The sequence below is a fragment of the Proteiniborus sp. MB09-C3 genome (assembly GCF_030263895.1).
GTDB lineage: Bacteria > Bacillota > Clostridia > Tissierellales > Proteiniboraceae > Proteiniborus.
Genome location: NZ_CP127161.1, coordinates 1,035,878 through 1,053,867 on the forward strand (window position 1 = coordinate 1,035,878; position 17,990 = coordinate 1,053,867).

Here is a 17,990-nt window from a genome sequence, read left to right on the forward strand (position 1 = left end):
GTTAGAGGAGGATATTTGATGAAAAACAGCGTAAAGGAAGTACTAGTTTCATACGAGGATATTCAAAAGAAAGTTAAAGAAATGGGGGAGAAAATTACAAAGGATTATCAAGGCAAAGAGCTGATGCTTGTTGGTGTACTAAAAGGTGCATTTATGTTTTTAGGAGATCTTGCGAAGAACATAGAAATTCCACTTACTATAGACTTTATGGCAGTTTCCAGCTATGGACATTCTACAGAATCTTCTGGTGTAGTAAGAATTCTTAAAGATTTAGAAGGAAGTATAGAGGGTAAAGATATATTATTAGTGGAAGATATAATTGATACTGGGTTGACTCTAAACTATCTTGTTAACAATTTAAGATCTAGAGGAGCTGCTAGTGTAAAGATATGCACTCTTCTTGATAAACCAGAAAGAAGACTGGTTAATGTAGAATTAGCTTATAAAGGTTTTGATATACCTGATGAATTTGTAGTTGGTTATGGAATAGATTTTGCAGAAGGATATAGAAACCTTTCAGACATATGTATATTAAAGGAAGAAGCATACAGCCATATACTAAAAAAATAAAGTTTGACCATTATTGTCTTTTTATAATTGCTATGTTAGAATATAATGATAGTATTAACAACTCAGTCTGAAGGGAGGACTATTTTTGAAAAGATATTTCCGAGGTATAAGCTTCTATTTGCTTATATTCATTATACTAGTATTTGCAGTTCAGCTGCTTACGAAAAATGTTGAAGAAACAAAGCAAATGGACTATACCACGCTTATTGAAGAAATCAACAAAGATAATGTTGAAAGCATAGTAATAGTTAAAAATGAAGATACTGTAAAGGGTAGGCTTAGGGATAATACAACCTTTACTCTAACCTTACCTACTAGTTCAGATAGTTTCTATATAGATTATCTAAGAAAACCGATAGAGGAAGGTAGAATCAAGAGTGTGGCTGGAGAACCTCAACCACAAACTCCATTTTTTCTATCAGCTCTTCCTACTATTTTTATGATTCTTGTATTTGTTGTATTCTGGTTTGTGTTTATGCAGCAATCACAAGGCGGTGGGAACCGTGTAATGTCATTTGGCAAAAGTAGAGCTAAAATGCACAAGGATGAGGGCAAGAAGATTACTTTTGCTGATGTAGCAGGCTTACAAGAGGAAAAAGAAGAGCTTAAGGAAATAGTTGATTTCCTTAAAAGCCCAAGAAAATATATTGAATTAGGTGCTAGAATTCCTAAAGGAGTGCTAATGGTAGGGCCTCCAGGTACAGGAAAAACTTATTTGACAAAGGCTGTGGCAGGAGAGGCAGGAGTCCCTTTCTTCAGTATAAGCGGCTCTGACTTTGTTGAAATGTTTGTAGGTGTAGGAGCTTCTAGAGTAAGAGATTTATTCGAGCAAGCTAAGAAAAACTCACCTTGTATAGTTTTTATAGACGAGATAGATGCAGTAGGTAGAAGAAGAGGAGCAGGTCTTGGTGGAGGACATGATGAAAGGGAGCAGACCTTAAATCAGCTATTAGTAGAGATGGATGGCTTTGGAGAGAATGAAGGCATAATCATAATAGCAGCTACAAATAGGCCTGACATATTAGACCCTGCATTACTCAGACCAGGTAGATTTGACAGACAGGTGTATGTTGGACTTCCTGATATAAAAGGAAGAGAAGAAATTCTTAAGATTCATACAAGAGGAAAACCGCTAGCAGACGATGTAGATTTAAAGGTTGTAGCAAGAAGAACGCCAGGCTTTACACCAGCTGATTTAGAGAATCTAGTAAATGAGGCCGCACTGCTTACAGCTAGACAAAATCTTACTAAAATACCTATGTCTATTATTGAAGAGGCATCAACAAAGGTAGTGGCAGGACCAGAGAAAAAGAGCAGAGTTATTAGTGAAAAAGAAAGAAAGCTTACTGCATATCATGAGGCAGGCCATGCAGTAGCTGCAAGACTTATTCCAGGCTCAGATCCAGTTCATATGGTCACTATAATTCCAAGAGGGAGAGCAGGAGGATTTACTATGTATCTTCCCGAGGAAGACAGAAACTATGCAACTAAGAAAGAGATGGAAATAATGCTTGTTCATATGCTAGGTGGAAGAGTGGCAGAACATCTTGTACTGGAAGATATAAGTACTGGTGCTCAAAATGACCTTGAAAGAGCAACAAAGATAGCTAGGAATATGGTTACTCATTATGGAATGAGTGAAAATCTTGGGCCTATGACATATGGTTCTGATGATGATGAAGTATTTATAGGCAGAGACCTAGCAAGGAGCAGAAATTATAGTGAAGAAGTTGCAGCAGCTATAGACAAAGAAATGAGAAGAATAATAGACAAAGCTTATAGCGATGCAGAGACTATTTTAAAAGAAAATATAGATAAGCTTCATAAAGTAGCAGAAGCATTACTTGAAAAAGAAACATTAGATGCAAAAGAATTTGAAGCATTATTTGAAGTTGCATAAATTAATATTAAAAGGTTCTTTGTAAATCACAAGGTAGGTGCTCTATAGAGTACCTACCTTATTATATATTTTTAATTATCTCTCTATCAAAGACTTCTTAGAAAATTAATATATATTTTGAAAAAATAATTTTACAAGCAAAATATTTCCTTGATTCATGAATTGCAATAATATCATTGATTTAATATTGCATCCGGCTTTTGGGGTGAAATACTTTGAAATATAATTATTGCAATTCATATATTTGATATAATCGAAGGTAATATTTTTTGTTTTAACTTTAACATTCAATACTATAAAAATCGTTATTAAAACATTTGTATGATACATAAACGTATCTCAATTTGATACATTTATGTATCGTGATGAAAAATGACTTATTTCATCCTTATATGTAAAATTTTAAAGCAGTTCTATTATTTTGATACTTTTTTGTATCGAGATAATGGACTGCTTTATTTTGTTGGTTGGGTTTAACAGTTGTACCAGCATTTTAAGCTATGGCATGGTTAATGCATTATACTTATCCATAAAAGAAATTTGGAATCCAAAATCATTATTTCAAAGTCTATATGTATTTAACAATCAGCTTATTAAACAAAAACAAATAGGAAGGGGATGTAAGAATAAAAGGCAGTAATAAGTATATTATTAAAACTAGCAACAATAACCAAAGATTAGATCATTTACTAATGAGAAAATCAGCTTAAAATTATAAATAAGCTACTAACGATGTCTGGAAAACGTTATCCCTAATTACATTAGACATTATTCAGAGCACTTTTATTGAAAAAGCAACACTTAATCTATTAGTTATATGAGTTATTTTTAATACCAAACTTTAAGGGAGGAAAATTTATGATAACTTTAATTAGTGCAGATAATATATGGGCACTTTGGGCAGTTTTAACAGCAATAGCAGCAATTAGCATTTGGTTAGAGCAAAAATACAAATGGGCAGGTAAAGTTACTGGATGTGTTTTAGCACTTATATTTGCAATGATATTATCTAATTTAAGAGTGATACCTGTTGATGCTCCGACTTATGATAATGTATGGAGTTATGTAGTACCTTTGGCAATTCCAATGCTACTTTTCAATGCTAATGTCAAAAAGATATGGAGAGAAAGTGGAAGGCTACTTGTAATTTATCTATTAAGCGGACTAGGAACTATTGCTGGAGCTTTTATTGCTTCAAGTCTTTTAAAAAACGTTATTCCTGAAATATACAAACCTGCTGCAATGATGACAGGAACATATACTGGTGGAAGTGTAAACCTTGTAGCAATGGCTGATGCTTTTGGTGCTACTGGAGACATAGTTACTGCTTCTGTTGTTGCAGATAACTTATTAATGGCATTATATTTCTTTGTTTTAATAGCAATTCCAACAATGAATTTCTTCTTAAAGAAATACCCTCATCCAATAATAGATCAAATTGAAAAAGAAGGAGTATCAGAAGAAGGCAAGACTCGTGCAGCACAATTCTGGTCCCCAAAGAATGTATCCCTTTTGAATATTGCATCTATTATTGCTATTTCATTCGTAATCGTAGCAGTTTCATCTGCTATAGCAGATTTCTTCTCAAAAGTAATACCTACAGGAAACTTAGGTTTGGATCTATTAAATGGACTTTTAGGCAATAAGTATATGATTATCACAACTATTACAATGTTATTGGCTACAAAGTTTTCTGGTTTCTTTGGTAAAATCGGCGGTGCTCAAGAAATTGGCACATTCTTAATTCATATATTCTTTGCAGTAATAGGTGTTCCAGCTTCAATTAGCCTTATAGTAACAAAATCACCTATACTTTTAGTATTCTGTGCAATAATTGTTTTTACAAATTTAGTTGTAACCTTATTATTTGGAAAGCTTTTGAAGTTTAACTTGGAAGAAATGATGCTAGCTGCCAATGCAAATGTAGGAGGACCTACAACATCTGCTGCAATGGCTATTGCAAAGGGGTGGGATAAATTAATAATTCCAACAATACTATGCGGTACCTTAGGATATGTCATTGGTAATTACTATGGAGTATTAGTGGGGAATATAATAAAAGGGTGGTAACATAAACCTATTTTCAATGATTAAGGAGGGTCTAATCCCTCCTTAATCATTGTTATATTTTTATTTAATTTATAATTAATTATTAATATGATAAAATATATAAAAAGAATGTAATGATAATGATTTTTGATGCGTTTGGAGATGCCTAGATAAATGTAATGTTTATGAGATAGAGTATTTGAAAGCTAATGCTGATTATAGTTAGAGACAATAAGACGTGGATTTAGTTAGAATATTTTGAAAATTATGGATATTAAAGACGTAAAAAACTAATATGGAACTTTTAATGAGAACAAAGATAATATTTAAAATTAAAGAAATTAGAAAAAACAATTAAATTATAGTATATTATTGTGCACTTGATTGATGTTTCTTACAAATAGAACCAACTGATATAGGGCTTAAATGTATTCTAATATTATTATCCTGATTATATAGATATAATAATGAGGGGGAACAGTTTGATGAATACACAAAATATTGAGAGCTCAGTTAGGAGTATTTTAGATAAAAATAATCAAGGACAGAAAGACAATGACAAGGATAAATATTTGAATGATATAGCAAAATCTATGCTTAATTCAATGCAAGACGGAATATATATAACAGATAAAAATGGCTATACACTTTTTGTCAATGAAGCCTATGAAAGAATTAGTGGTCTTAAAAGAGAACAGCTTATAGGAAAACATATGGTGGACTTAATAATGTTAGGGTATTTTGATGATTCGGCGAGCCTAAAAGTATTGAGAGAAAATAAACCTATGTCTATTATTGATAATTTTGAGGGTGGTAGAAGATGCTTAGTAACTAGCAGTCCAGTTTATGACAAGGAAGGAAATATCCTACTAATTATAACAAATTTAAGATATATGACAGAGCTTCATGACCTTCAGGCTAAGCTTGAAATGACAGAAGAATTAAATAGCAAATATTCCTGTGAAATAAACGAACTAAGAAAAGAAAACATAAATAGAGATAATATTATAGGAAATAGTAAATCGATGAAGTTAGTTTATGAGACCATAGATAGAATATCAGAAGTGGATACAACGGTACTGATATTGGGAGAAACAGGAGTAGGTAAAGAGGTAATAGCTAAGGAGATTCATAAAAGAAGTTTAAGAAAGAGCGGACCATTTATTAAGGTTAATTGTGCTTCAATCCCAGATACATTATTTGAATCAGAATTATTTGGCTACGAAAAAGGAGCATTTACTGGAGCAATGAATACTGGAAAGCCTGGCTTATTTGAATTGGCAGAAGAAGGAACTATTCTATTAGATGAAATCGGTGAAATTTCTTTAGCATCGCAGACAAAATTATTAAGAGTTTTACAGGAAAAACAAACACTGAGGCTTGGAGGGACTACTCCAAAGGAGATAGATGTTAGGATTATTGCAGCTACAAATAAAGATTTAAAAGATCTAGTGGATAAAGGTAAATTTAGAGAGGATTTATATTATAGATTAAATGTTATTCCAATAAGAGTACCATCACTTAGAGAAAGAAATGAGGATATAATATTTTTTGCTTTTCACTTTTTAGAAGAATTTAATTTAAAATATAAGAAGAATAAAAGCTTAAATTATAAGGCATATGAAATATTGAAGTCATATTATTGGCCAGGTAACGTAAGACAGCTAAAAAATTTAATAGAGAGAATAGTATTAATATGTCCGACAGAAGTAATTGATGAAACATATATTAATAACATACTTGGCAATAACAATTTAATTAACAATTATATCCTAGAAGACAATATCACATTGGAAGAGGCTGTATCAGATTTAGAAAAACAGCTTATATATAAGGCCCTAAGAAGTCATGGGAGTACTAGGAAAGCTGCTGAAGCTTTAGGTGTTAGCCAACCAACAGTAGTGAGAAAAGCTAAAAGATATAATATTAAAGCTAAGTGATACATTTCTGAAACGTTAAGATACATTTTTGAATAAAAATAATTAGGCTATAATGTCTAAATATAGCTTATAAGAAAAAAATACAGTAATTTGATTCATTAACAAATCAAATTACTGTATTTTTTTCTTAAAGTTCATCTTATAATCTAGCTTTATCCACCTTTTTATATTGGCATAGTAATTGCTTTATAAATTAGGGACATGAAATAGTAGCGGAGATACTTAAAACTAACTAATGTTAATCAAGCTGTCGGCATCAAATAAAGAGGGGAGGATGATGTTTTGCGTAACTTAAATAATTATGCTAAAGGTCATTACGGATAGTAGCTGAATAGAGGACATTATTTATTATCAATCTATATAAAAAGGGGGAGAATTTACATGGAATGTAATAATAATGTTGGGTCCTCGCTGAATCTGAAACATTCATTCATGAGAAACTTTTTAGTATTCTTAATAGGATCAGCGATAGGTATATTTATTTTCTTCGTTCCGGCATTCAATGGAAAAATGCCTTTTGAAATACTGCAAAAAACATTAGTAATAAATCCCTTAGGAGATAAAGTACCATATGTCATCATTGGTATAGTTGCATTTAACTTATTTGGCTATATTTACGGGAAAACGTTAGCAAGAGAAGGCAGTTACTTTAATAAAAAATTTGCTAATAATTCAAAAATAAAGGGTTTAAATTACTTCCTAGCATTTGTTTTTGTTATTATGGCTCTTACACAGAAAGGAATACCTTTTCTTTATCATGAGACAACAGTACCTTATATGATAAGAGAGATATTTCCATTTACCATCGGATGTTTAACAGTTGGTGGACTAGTTCTTCCTTTACTGACTTCCTATGGAATACTAGAACTAGCTGGAGTAATGCTTGAGCCTATTATGAGACCAGTTCTAAAGTTACCTGGTAAAGCAGCAATAGACTCTTTAGCTTCAATAGTAGGGGCAGCAGTAGTAGGAATTTTTTTAACAACATCACTTTATCATGACAATCAATATACAGATAAAGAAGCTTTAAGTATTGCATCTGGATTTAGCTTAAACTCAGTTGGATATTGTGCATTTTTAGTAAGTTATGTTGGTTTAAGTGCAAGATTTAACAGCATGTTTTTAATATATTTACTAATTGCATATATAATTGCAGCAATAATTGTTAGAATACCACCTATTTGTAGACATTCTGACACTTATGAAAACGGTGCCATACAGACAGAAGAAATGAGAAGAGAAAATAAAAAATTTACAAAAGGTCAATTTAGAAGAGGATTCGTAAAAGCTATCGAAAAGGCTGATACATCAGATAACGTAGTAAAGGACTTGATATTTGGTGCATTTAATGGATTTATGGTTGTTGTTGAAATAATACCTATGATGGTTGTAATAGGCGGACTAATGTTAGCGGTATATAATTTTACTCCAATAATACAGATTGCAAGCAGACCTTTAATACCGCTTATCTCTTTAGTAGGAGTTCCAGAAGCAGCATTAGCTGCAGAATCAATATTTTTAGGTGGGATCGAATTATTTATGCCATCAATAGCAGTAACAGCTGGGACTGCTAATGAAGCTGTTAGATATTTTGTAGTTATGGTTTCCATGGTACAAGTGCTATATATTACAGAAACTATGCTTCCACTTATTAGCTTTGGGTTGCCAGTGAAATTTTGGGAGCTAATTGTAATATGGCTAGAGAGGACTTTAATAGCCATACCTTTAGTAGCAATAGCTATGCATCTTGTATTTTAACTTATATAAAAGGAGGTTTTACAATGTTAGCAATTGTTAAAGACAAAAAAGGTCCAGGTTATGTTTTTAAAGAGGTAGAAATTCCTAAAATCAAGGATGATGAGGTATTGATTAGGGTGAAGGCTGTTGGTATCTGCGGAACAGATGTACCAATCCTAAAAGGAATTAGGGAAGTACCTATACCGCTAATTCCAGGTCATGAATTCGCAGGAGACATAGTTGAAGTAGGAAGCAAGGTTAAGGGCTTTAAAGTTGGCGATAGAGTTACTCCAGCAATTGTTATTGGCTGTGGACATTGCTATTACTGTAGAAACGGAATGGAAACACTATGTGACAATATTATAGAAACAGGTATTCATGTTGACGGAGCCTTTGCTGAGTATGTAAAAGTACCAGAGAAGGTTGTTCACAAGCTACCAGAAAATATGACATATGAGCAAGGGGCTTCTATAGACCCAATTGCTTCAGCTTATCACCCTGTCAAAAAAGCTTCTATAGGCAGTGAAGATATAGTAGTTGTTTTTGGACCTGGTCCAATAGGCTTGTATGCTACTCAAATTGCAAGAGCTGAAGGAGCAAAGAAGATTATAACTGTAGGAATAAAAGGTGATGAAGAAAGATTAAAATTAGCAAAAAAACTTGGTGCAGATGAAACAATTATTTCAGATGAAAACTTGTTAGCAAATATCAATAAGCTTACTGATGGAAGAATGGCAGATGTAGTAATTGAAGCTACTGGTCATCCAAGTGTGTTTGAGATGGCCCTTAGTTCAGTAAGAAAACATGGAACAGTAATTATGATTGGTATATTCCATGCACCAGCTACAGCAAATATAGCACAAATAGTTAGACGTGAAATTCAAATAAAGGGTAGCATATGTTATTCTTGGACAGACTATAAGGAATGTATTGATTTAGTTGAATCAGGAAAAGTTAAAATAGAGCCTATGATTTCTCATACATTTGATTTGAAAGATATGGACAAGGCATTGGAAGTAATAGATCAACGAAAAGCAATAAAGATAATACTGCATCCATAGAGATAAATAAAGCAGCAATAAAAAGGAAGAGCATCTCAAAAAAGATGTTCTTCCTAAAACCAACCAGAGCATAGTCAAAAGTGAGGAGGGTTAATATGAATAATAAGAAAAACATAGTCTATCCTTATATGCCTAATAGTGTAGAACACATAAAAAAAGAAATGATGGACGAGTTAGGAATAAAAAGTATTGAAGAACTATATTCGTATATACCAAAGCATTTAAGAGCACCAGAAAAAATGAATCTACCAGAACCATTACTTTCTGAAATTGAATTAAAAGAACATGTTGAAGGTATATTATCAAAGAACACATCCTGTAGTGAGAACATAAGCTTTCTAGGAGCAGGCTGCTACAGACACTATGTGCCTGTAATATGTGATGAAATAAATTCAAGAAGCGAATTTTTGACAGCATACTGTGGTGAAACCTATGCTGACCATGGTAAATGTCAGGCTATATTTGAATTTACAAGCTTAATGGGTGAGCTAGTTGATATGGATGTAGTTGGCTTAGCAACATATGATGGCGGACAAGCTACCTGTACATCACTACGTATGACAAATCGTATAACTGGCAGAAAAGAGCTGCTAGTGCCTAAAACAATGAACCCAGAGATTCTATTACAGTTGAGAAATTTCTGCGATTTTATGACTATAACAGAAGTTGACTATAATCCAAAGACAGGACAAATGGATTTAAATGACTTGAAGAATAAAATTTCAGATAATACAGCAGGAGTATTTATTGAAAATCCATCATATTTAGGCTTTATTGAAGAACATGGTGAAGAAATAGGAAGGATTGCCCATGAAAATGGTGCAGTATTTGTAGTATCTGCGGACCCTTCATCTCTAGGTATATTAGAAGCGCCAGTAAACTATGGAGCAGATGTAACCTGTGGAGACATACAATGTCTAGGTATGCACATGGGATACGGCAGTGGACAATCGGGATATATAGCGAGTAAGGATGATCCTAAGTTTATAATGAATTTTCCTAACCATTTTTATAGCTTATATGAAAATGATAGAGGAGAATTTGGATTTTCCCGTTCATTAAATCAGAGGACTAGCTATGGTGTTAGAGAAAAAGCTGTAGAGTATTTAGGAACAAATACTGGTCTATGGGCAATAACTGCTGCAGTATATCTATCTCTAATGGGACCAGAAGGCATGTATGAATTAGGGAAAAACATTATGTATAAAGCTAAATATGCATCAAAAGTATTATCAGAAGTAAAAGGTGTCAAAGTGGTGTTTAACGGCAGTACGAGCTTTAAAGAATTTATCCTAAACTTTGATGAATCAAATAAATCTGTAGAAAAGATAAATAAAGAGTTATTAAAAAAAGGCATCTTTGGTGGAAAGAACATATCTAAAGAGTTTAAAGAATTAGGAAACAGTGCACTATACTGTGTTACTGAACTTACTAAGAAATCTGATATAGACAGATTAGTTAAAGAATTATCAGATATATTAAAATGAAAATCTTTATTAATTAAATATGAATACATCAAAGAAAGGAATGGTGTAGATGAGTAAAGATGTAGAAGTCAGAGATTTCCATCAAGCAAAATGGGATGAGCCTATTATATTTGAATTAAGTACTTCTGGACAAAGGGGAATATTATTTCCAGAAGCAGATAATGAAATCAAGAACAAAGCTGGAGATATAGAAAAAATAGTACCAAAAAGTATTAAGAGAGGCAGAAAGCCTGCATTACCAGAACTAGCACAGCCACAAGTTCTTAGGCATTTTTTAAGATTATCACAAGAAACATTAGGTCAAGAGCTTAATATTGACATAGGTTTAGGGACTTGTACTATGAAATATAGTCCAAAAATAAATGAGCAATTTGTGAGAAATCCTAAATTTTCAGAGCTTCATCCACTACAAGATGAAAAGACTACACAAGGAACTCTTGAAATAATATACAAGATGGAAGAGTTTTTAAAGGCTATCTCTGGTATGGACGCTTTTACATTCCAGCCAGGTGGTGGAGCTCAAGCAGTATTTTCAAATGCTTCAATATTAAAGGCATATCATACTGATAGGGGAGAAGGAGAGCAGAGAAATGAAATAATAACTACCATATTATCTCATCCTGTAAATGCAGCTTCTCCACATACAAAAGGTTTTAAAGTAATTACTTTAATGCCAGATGAAAAAACTGGATATCCAAGCATAGAGGCTCTAAAAGCAGTTGTATCAGAAAGAACTGCTGGAATGTTCTTAACAAATCCAGAAGATACAGGCATATTTAATCCTCATGTTAAGGAAATGGTTGATATAGTACATGAAGCAGGAGGACTATGTATTGCAGATATAGCAGATGCTAATGGATTGTTTGGGATCTCAAGATCAAAAGAAGTAGGCTATGATATGTGTCATTATAACTTGCACAAAGCCTTCTCATCACCTCATGGCTCAATGGGACCATGCTGTGGAGCTCAGGGAGTAAAAGATTTCTTAGCTAAATATTTACCAGTGCCAGTAGTTAAATTAAATGGCAAGAAGTACTATTTAGACTATGATAGGCCAGATAGCATCGGTAAAATAAGAAAATTTTACGGAGTAATAGCTGCAGTTCTAAGGGCATATTCCTGGATAATGGCTATTGGTGCTGATGGATTAAAGGAAGTATCTGAGTTATCTATACTAAACAATAATTATTTGATGAAGAGACTTCTTTCTGAGGTTAAGGGTATATCTGCACCGTGGGTCGAAGGACAGTTTAGAATGGAGCAAGTGCGATACAGCTGGGAAAAATTAAAAGAAGATACAGGTGTAGGAACTGATGACGTAGATAGAAGATGTAGTGACTATGGCTTGCAGGGATATTTCCAAAGCCACCATCCATGGATAATACCAGAACCATTTACTCCAGAACCAAACGAAACCTATTCAAAAATGGAAATTGATGAATATGCAAATATATTTAAAAAAATCTCAGAAGAAGCTTATGAAAATCCAGAGCTAGTAAAAACTGCTCCACATAATACTCCAATATCATTAATATCTAAAGAAGCAATAACAGATCCTAAGGATTTAATTGTAACCTGGAGAGCTTATAAAAGAAAAAGAGCATCAAAATAACTGAGGTGAATACATGATAAAAAGACTTGGTCTTATCGTAAATCCAATTGCAGGAATGGGTGGAAGAGTAGGCTTAAAGGGAACAGACGGAGAAGATACCTTAAAGAAAGCACTATTTCTTGGGGCTAAAAGAGAAGCACCAAGAAAAGTGAATAAGGCTTTAGATTATATTAAAAAAAATGCCCCTGAGATAGAGATAATAACCTATCCTGGGGATATGGGTGAAGAAGAATGTATTGACTCAGGGATTATCCCAACAGTTATAGGAGACATTGATGGTAAAATAACCACCTATAAAGACACAGAAGAAGCTGCTTTAAAAATGGTAGAAAGTAAAGTGGACTTGCTCCTATTTGCAGGAGGAGATGGAACAGCTAGAAATGTTTATAACTCAATAGGAGATAAAATACCTGTAATAGGGATACCTGCTGGGGTTAAAATACATTCAGCTGTATTTGCTACGAACCCATTAAATGCTGGAAAAGTTGTTGAGAATTTTTTGAAAAGCAAGAGCATTGAGCTAAGAGAATCAGAAGTTATGGATATAGATGAGGAACGCTTCAGAGAAGGAAAGGTAGTAGCCAAATTATATGGATATATGAAAGTTCCTTATGAAAAGGAGTATGTCCAATCTCTAAAGGCTGGTGGAATATACAGCGACAATATCTGCTTAGAAGGTATAGCGGATTATGTTATTGACAGCATGGAAAAGGATTATATTTATCTCATAGGCTCTGGGACAACTACAAGAAAAATACTAGAACGAATGAATCTGCCATGCACATTGCTCGGAGTAGATATTTTAAAAAACAAGCAGTTAATATTAAACGATGCGAACGAAGAAGACGCATTGAAGATAACGAAGGATAAAAAATTTAAAATAGTGATATCGCCTATAGGAGGCCAAGGCTATATATTTGGAAGAGGTAACCAGCAGCTAAGTCCCAAAATAATAAATGCAGCAGGAAGAGAAAACATAACAGTTATTTCAACTCCAAGTAAAATCATTGATTTAAAAGGTAGACCCTTATTAGTTGATACTGGAGATGAGGAAACTGATAGAATGCTAAAAGGTTATTTTAAGGTAATAGTTGGCTACGACGAAACTTATGTGTATAAATGTGGTTGTTAGTATACTGTGTAATAATAGATGATTTGAGAGCCTCTGTTCATACAGAGGTTCCCTATTTTCTAATGGCTAATAGTTCTAATACTCTCTTTTAAAAAACAATCTGAGTTAGAACTGTCAGTATAGGATCATCAGCTTAAGTTAAAGCATTTACTCAATAAGATCCTGTTTATTCGATAACTATTAGTTTGGAGGTGTAAGAACAGTGCTGGAAGAAAGAATAAGATGTAAAGAGCTTAGAGATAAAATAATTACAGCAGATGAAGCAGCTCTGCTATTTAAAACTGGGATGAGAGTTGGGACAAGCGGATTTACTCCTGCTGGGTATCCAAAGGCAGTACCTTTAGCTTTGGCAAAGAGGGCTGAACATGGGGATAAAATAGAGATTACATTGATGACAGGAGCATCCGTGGGAGATGAGCTAGATGGTGTCTTATGTAGGGCAGGGGTAATAAAAAGGAGATATCCGTATCAGACTAATTCTTCTTTAAGAAATAGTATAAATAATAGAGAGATAGAATATAGTGATATGCATCTGAGCAATTTCCCTCAATGGGTGAAATATGGATTTTTTGGAGATGTGGATATAGCTTTAATTGAGGCTATAGCTATAACAGAGGATGGAGGAATAGTACCATCAACATCTATAGGTAATTCCAATGTTTATGTTGAGAAGGCTCATAAGGTAATAGTAGAATTGAATACTAGTCAGCCTTTAGAGCTAGAAGGATTGCATGATATCTATAGTCCTGTTAATCCACCATTTAGGAAGTCAATTCCTATTCTTAAAACTGGCGACAGGATTGGGACTAGTTATATACCCTGTGATCCTGATAGAATAGCTGGCATTGTAGTTACAGATATAAAAGATGCTGATAAAGAATTGGCATCAATTGACGATGTTTCAAAAAGAATGGCAATGAATCTAATAGACTTCTTAGATAATGAAGTAAAACATAATAGACTGCCTGAAAACCTTCTTCCGTTGCAATCAGGAGTAGGTAGTGTTGCCAATGCAGTTTTAGCTGGATTAGTAAATTCTAAATACGAAGATTTGACAGTATATTCAGAAGTGCTGCAGGATTCTGTTCTTGACCTAATTGACTGTGGCAAGGTCACTGTGGCTTCAGCTACTTCACTTACATTATCAAAGGATAGATTAAATGATTTTTATAAAAACATAGAAAAGTATAGAGGCAAGATAGTATTGAGACCACAAGAAATAAGTAACAATCCTGAAGTCATTAGACGATTGGGGGTAATTGGTATAAATACCGCAATAGAAGTGGACCTGTATGGGAATGTAAATTCCAGCAACATAATGGGAAGTAGGATTATGAATGGAATAGGAGGTTCAGGAGACTTTGCCAGAAATTCATATATATCAATATTTGTGACACAAACGACGGCAAAAAATGGAGATATATCTTGTATAGTACCAATGGTATCTCATTGTGATCACACAGAGCACGATGTTCAAGTAATAGTAACTGAACAAGGAGTTGCAGATTTAAGAGGATTAAGTCCGAAAGAGAGAGCAAAAACTATTATAGAAAATTGTGCTTCCGGAGAATATAAGAACATGCTAAAGGACTATTATAGTAAGGCCCTAGTAGAAAGTAAATATAGGCATATACCACTCTTAATTGGAGAAGCATTGTCATGGCATAAAAGATTTTCGGAAATAGGTACGATGAAAATAAAATCAAAGAGAAAAGTAATATAGGTCTATAGATAATCATAAAATTGTTAGCGTGATAAAGTTGATATATTTTAAGATTTACTTTTTGATTTGTTAAATAATTATGACTAGTATAGTAGAATTAGCTAGATTTTTGTTTACAAATCCTATTGCTTATCAATATAAAATATATGTATAGACAGCATATAGAACTATAAAAATGCTGTTCTTAGGATATTGAGGTAAAAGAAGGATATAGAACCCGTATATTTGTGATATATTGACATATACAAAAAATCAAATTTTGTATAATAAAAGCGATATTTCCCGGGCAATGAAAATATATGTAATACAAATCGTAAAAAAACAATAAGTCTAGTAGAATTTGAAATAATATGTCAGGTAAAGAATATTAATATAGAATAATCTTTATAATGAAATATTTACTTCATAATAATTAACATTATGAAAAAAATATTGCAAAAAGCTGTTACATGTAATAGTCTATAATTGGATGCATACATGTAAATTAAAGGCGTTTATAAATATTCTATACAAATCTACTTTGACCCAAAATAAGTAAACGCTTTCATGTATCGCAACATTTTCTAGACTATTCGGAATGTGACGGAATTGAGTAATATTTATGACTAAACGTTCGAAAAGCTACTTGAATCTATTAAGATGAGGGGGTCAAAAATGTTTGATAATGAGAGCTTAAACCAAATTAAACAATCAAGAAATGAATGGGAAGAAACTCAACTAAAGAAAACACTTGCTAAATTTCCTGAAAGAAAAGAAGAATTTACAACAGTTTCAGGTGAAGTAGTAAATCCACTTTATACTCCAGAGGACATTGAATGGCTGGATTATAATAAGGATTTAGGATACCCAGGAGAATATCCTTTTACTAGAGGCGTTCAGCCTACCATGTATAGAGGAAAGCTTTGGACTATGAGAATGTACGCTGGATTTGCTACTGCGGAGGAATCAAATAATAGATATAAATACTTACTGGAACAAGGACAGACAGGATTAAGTGTGGCCTTTGATTTGCCTACACAAATTGGCTATGATTCAGATCATCCGTTAGCGGAGGGTGAAGTTGGGAAAGTTGGAGTAGCCATAGACTCCTTGGAAGATATGGAAACACTTTTTGAGGGTATTCCACTTGATAAAGTAAGTACTTCTATGACAATAAATGCACCAGCTTCAGTTCTGCTTGCCATGTATATGGCAGTAGCTGAAAAGCAAGGTGTTACACCTGATAAATTAAGAGGTACTATCCAAAATGATATATTAAAAGAATATATAGCTCGTGGAACATATATTTTCCCAGTTGAACCATCCATGAGGCTAATTACAAATATATTTGAGTATTGCTCAAAGTATGTACCAAAATGGAATACAATAAGTATTTCAGGATACCACATTAGAGAAGCAGGCTGTACAGCTGCTCAAGAAGTAGGTTTTACACTTGCTGATGGTATTGCATACGTAGAGTCAGCAATAAAAGCTGGACTTGATGTAGATGATTTTGCGCCTAGATTGTCATTCTTCTTTAATGCTCACAATGACTTGTTAGAAGAAGTTTCAAAATACAGAGCAGCTAGAAGATTATGGGCTAGAATAATGAAGGAAAGATTTGGAGCAAAAAAACCAAAATCAATGATGCTAAAATTCCACACTCAAACTGGAGGCTCTACACTAACTGCACAGCAGCCTGACAATAATATAGTACGTGTTGCTATACAAACCTTAGCTGCGGTGCTTGGTGGTACACAGTCCCTTCACACTAATTCACGAGATGAGGCACTTGCTCTTCCAACTGAGGATTCAGTTAGAATAGCTCTTAGAACACAGCAAATAGTAGGCTATGAAAGTGGAGTAACAGATACAGTTGACCCACTTGCAGGCTCATACTATATAGAAGCTAAGACTAAAGAAATAGAAGACAAGGCAATGGAATATATAAATAAGATTGATGAGCTTGGTGGAGCACCAAGAGCCATAGACATGGGATATATTCAACAGCAAATAATGGATGCAGCATATAAATATCAAAGAGAAGTAGAAACAGGTGCTAGAATAGTAGTAGGTATGAATAAATTCCAAGTAGAAGAAGAATCTCCTAAAGGACTTCTAAAAGTTGACCCTGCTGTGGGAAATCTTCAGAAGCATAAAATTTCTGACTTAAAAACAAGAAGAAACAATGAGCTAGTAAAAGAAAAGCTTGAGGCATTAAGAAGCGCTTGTGAAAGCGATGAAAATGTAATGCCACATATTCTTGAGGCGGTCAAAACATATGCAACTTTAGGAGAAATTTGTGGAGTAATGAGAGAAGTTTTCGGCGAATATCAACAATCTGTGATTATATAAAAAACTTAAAATTATAGAATTGGTGTAAAGGGAGGAATACTAAGTGAATAGTAGACCAATTAGAGTTTTAATAGCAAAACCAGGACTTGATGGACATGATAGAGGAGCAAAAGTAATTGCCAGAGCCTTAAGAGATGCGGGTATGGAAGTCATATATACAGGACTTAGACAGACACCTGAGCAAATAGTATCAGCTGCCATACAAGAGGACGTAGATGTAGTGGCTATGAGTATATTGTCAGGGGCTCACAACTACTTACTTCCTAGAGTGGTAGAACTACTAAAACAAGAAGATGCAGATGACATGCTTGTTCTAGGAGGAGGAGTAATACCAGATGAAGATATTCCAGGTCTTAAAGAAGCGGGAATAAAGGAAATATTTACTCCGGGAACACCTACAACAGCAGTTGTTGATTATATAAATGAAAATGTTAACAGACAATAG

Annotated in this window: 12 protein-coding genes; all 12 read left to right on the forward strand. The window is 33.6% G+C overall.

From position 1 onward, the window contains the following. The first annotated feature begins 18 nt into the window (after positions 1 to 18). The 12 genes from hpt to QO263_RS04955 all read left to right on the forward strand — a co-directional run bounded on the left by hpt (position 19) and on the right by QO263_RS04955 (position 17,990). Entirely contained in the window at positions 19 to 570 is a 552-nt protein-coding gene (hpt, locus tag QO263_RS04900) for a hypoxanthine phosphoribosyltransferase (RefSeq protein WP_285627091.1), read from the forward strand. Between the two features lie 85 nt (positions 571 to 655). Further along, on the forward strand, positions 656 to 2,470 hold the full coding sequence (gene ftsH / locus QO263_RS04905; RefSeq protein ID WP_285627094.1) for an ATP-dependent zinc metalloprotease FtsH: 1,815 nt from the start codon (positions 656 to 658) through the stop codon (positions 2,468 to 2,470). Between the two features lie 858 nt (positions 2,471 to 3,328). Then, positions 3,329 to 4,540: a DUF819 family protein gene (locus QO263_RS04910; protein WP_285627096.1), complete on the forward strand. Its 1,212-nt coding sequence runs from the start codon at positions 3,329 to 3,331 to the stop codon at positions 4,538 to 4,540. A gap of 464 nt (positions 4,541 to 5,004) precedes the next feature. Then, the gene (locus tag QO263_RS04915; RefSeq protein WP_285627099.1) at positions 5,005 to 6,459 is read left to right on the forward strand and encodes a sigma-54 interaction domain-containing protein; all 1,455 of its coding nucleotides are present in this window, start codon (positions 5,005 to 5,007) and stop codon (positions 6,457 to 6,459) included. A 381-nt stretch (positions 6,460 to 6,840) separates the two neighbouring features. Beyond that, on the forward strand, positions 6,841 to 8,217 hold the full coding sequence (locus QO263_RS04920; RefSeq protein ID WP_285627102.1) for a YjiH family protein: 1,377 nt from the start codon (positions 6,841 to 6,843) through the stop codon (positions 8,215 to 8,217). A gap of 23 nt (positions 8,218 to 8,240) precedes the next feature. Further along, positions 8,241 to 9,257 (forward strand): zinc-dependent alcohol dehydrogenase, encoded by a 1,017-nt coding sequence (locus tag QO263_RS04925; protein ID WP_285627105.1) that lies wholly within the window; start codon positions 8,241 to 8,243, stop codon positions 9,255 to 9,257. Between the two features lie 95 nt (positions 9,258 to 9,352). Then, complete coding sequence (gcvPA, locus tag QO263_RS04930) at positions 9,353 to 10,744, forward strand: aminomethyl-transferring glycine dehydrogenase subunit GcvPA (protein WP_285627108.1); 1,392 nt, start codon at positions 9,353 to 9,355, stop codon at positions 10,742 to 10,744. A gap of 49 nt (positions 10,745 to 10,793) precedes the next feature. Next, a complete protein-coding gene (gene gcvPB / locus QO263_RS04935; RefSeq protein WP_285627110.1) occupies positions 10,794 to 12,356 on the forward strand; it encodes an aminomethyl-transferring glycine dehydrogenase subunit GcvPB in 1,563 nt (520 codons plus the stop codon). Positions 12,357 to 12,369: 13 nt separating this feature from the next. Next, positions 12,370 to 13,488, forward strand: coding sequence for an ATP-NAD kinase family protein (locus tag QO263_RS04940; RefSeq protein WP_285627112.1), 1,119 nt, complete (start codon positions 12,370 to 12,372; stop codon positions 13,486 to 13,488). A gap of 202 nt (positions 13,489 to 13,690) precedes the next feature. Further along, positions 13,691 to 15,211: a succinyl-CoA:acetate CoA-transferase ScpC gene (gene scpC / locus QO263_RS04945; protein WP_285627115.1), complete on the forward strand. Its 1,521-nt coding sequence runs from the start codon at positions 13,691 to 13,693 to the stop codon at positions 15,209 to 15,211. Positions 15,212 to 15,865: 654 nt separating this feature from the next. Continuing rightward, positions 15,866 to 17,545 (forward strand): acyl-CoA mutase large subunit family protein, encoded by a 1,680-nt coding sequence (locus QO263_RS04950; protein WP_285627118.1) that lies wholly within the window; start codon positions 15,866 to 15,868, stop codon positions 17,543 to 17,545. Between the two features lie 43 nt (positions 17,546 to 17,588). After that, positions 17,589 to 17,990 carry a cobalamin B12-binding domain-containing protein gene (locus QO263_RS04955; protein WP_285627120.1) on the forward strand — a complete coding sequence of 134 codons (402 nt, stop codon included), beginning with the start codon at positions 17,589 to 17,591 and terminating at the stop codon, positions 17,988 to 17,990.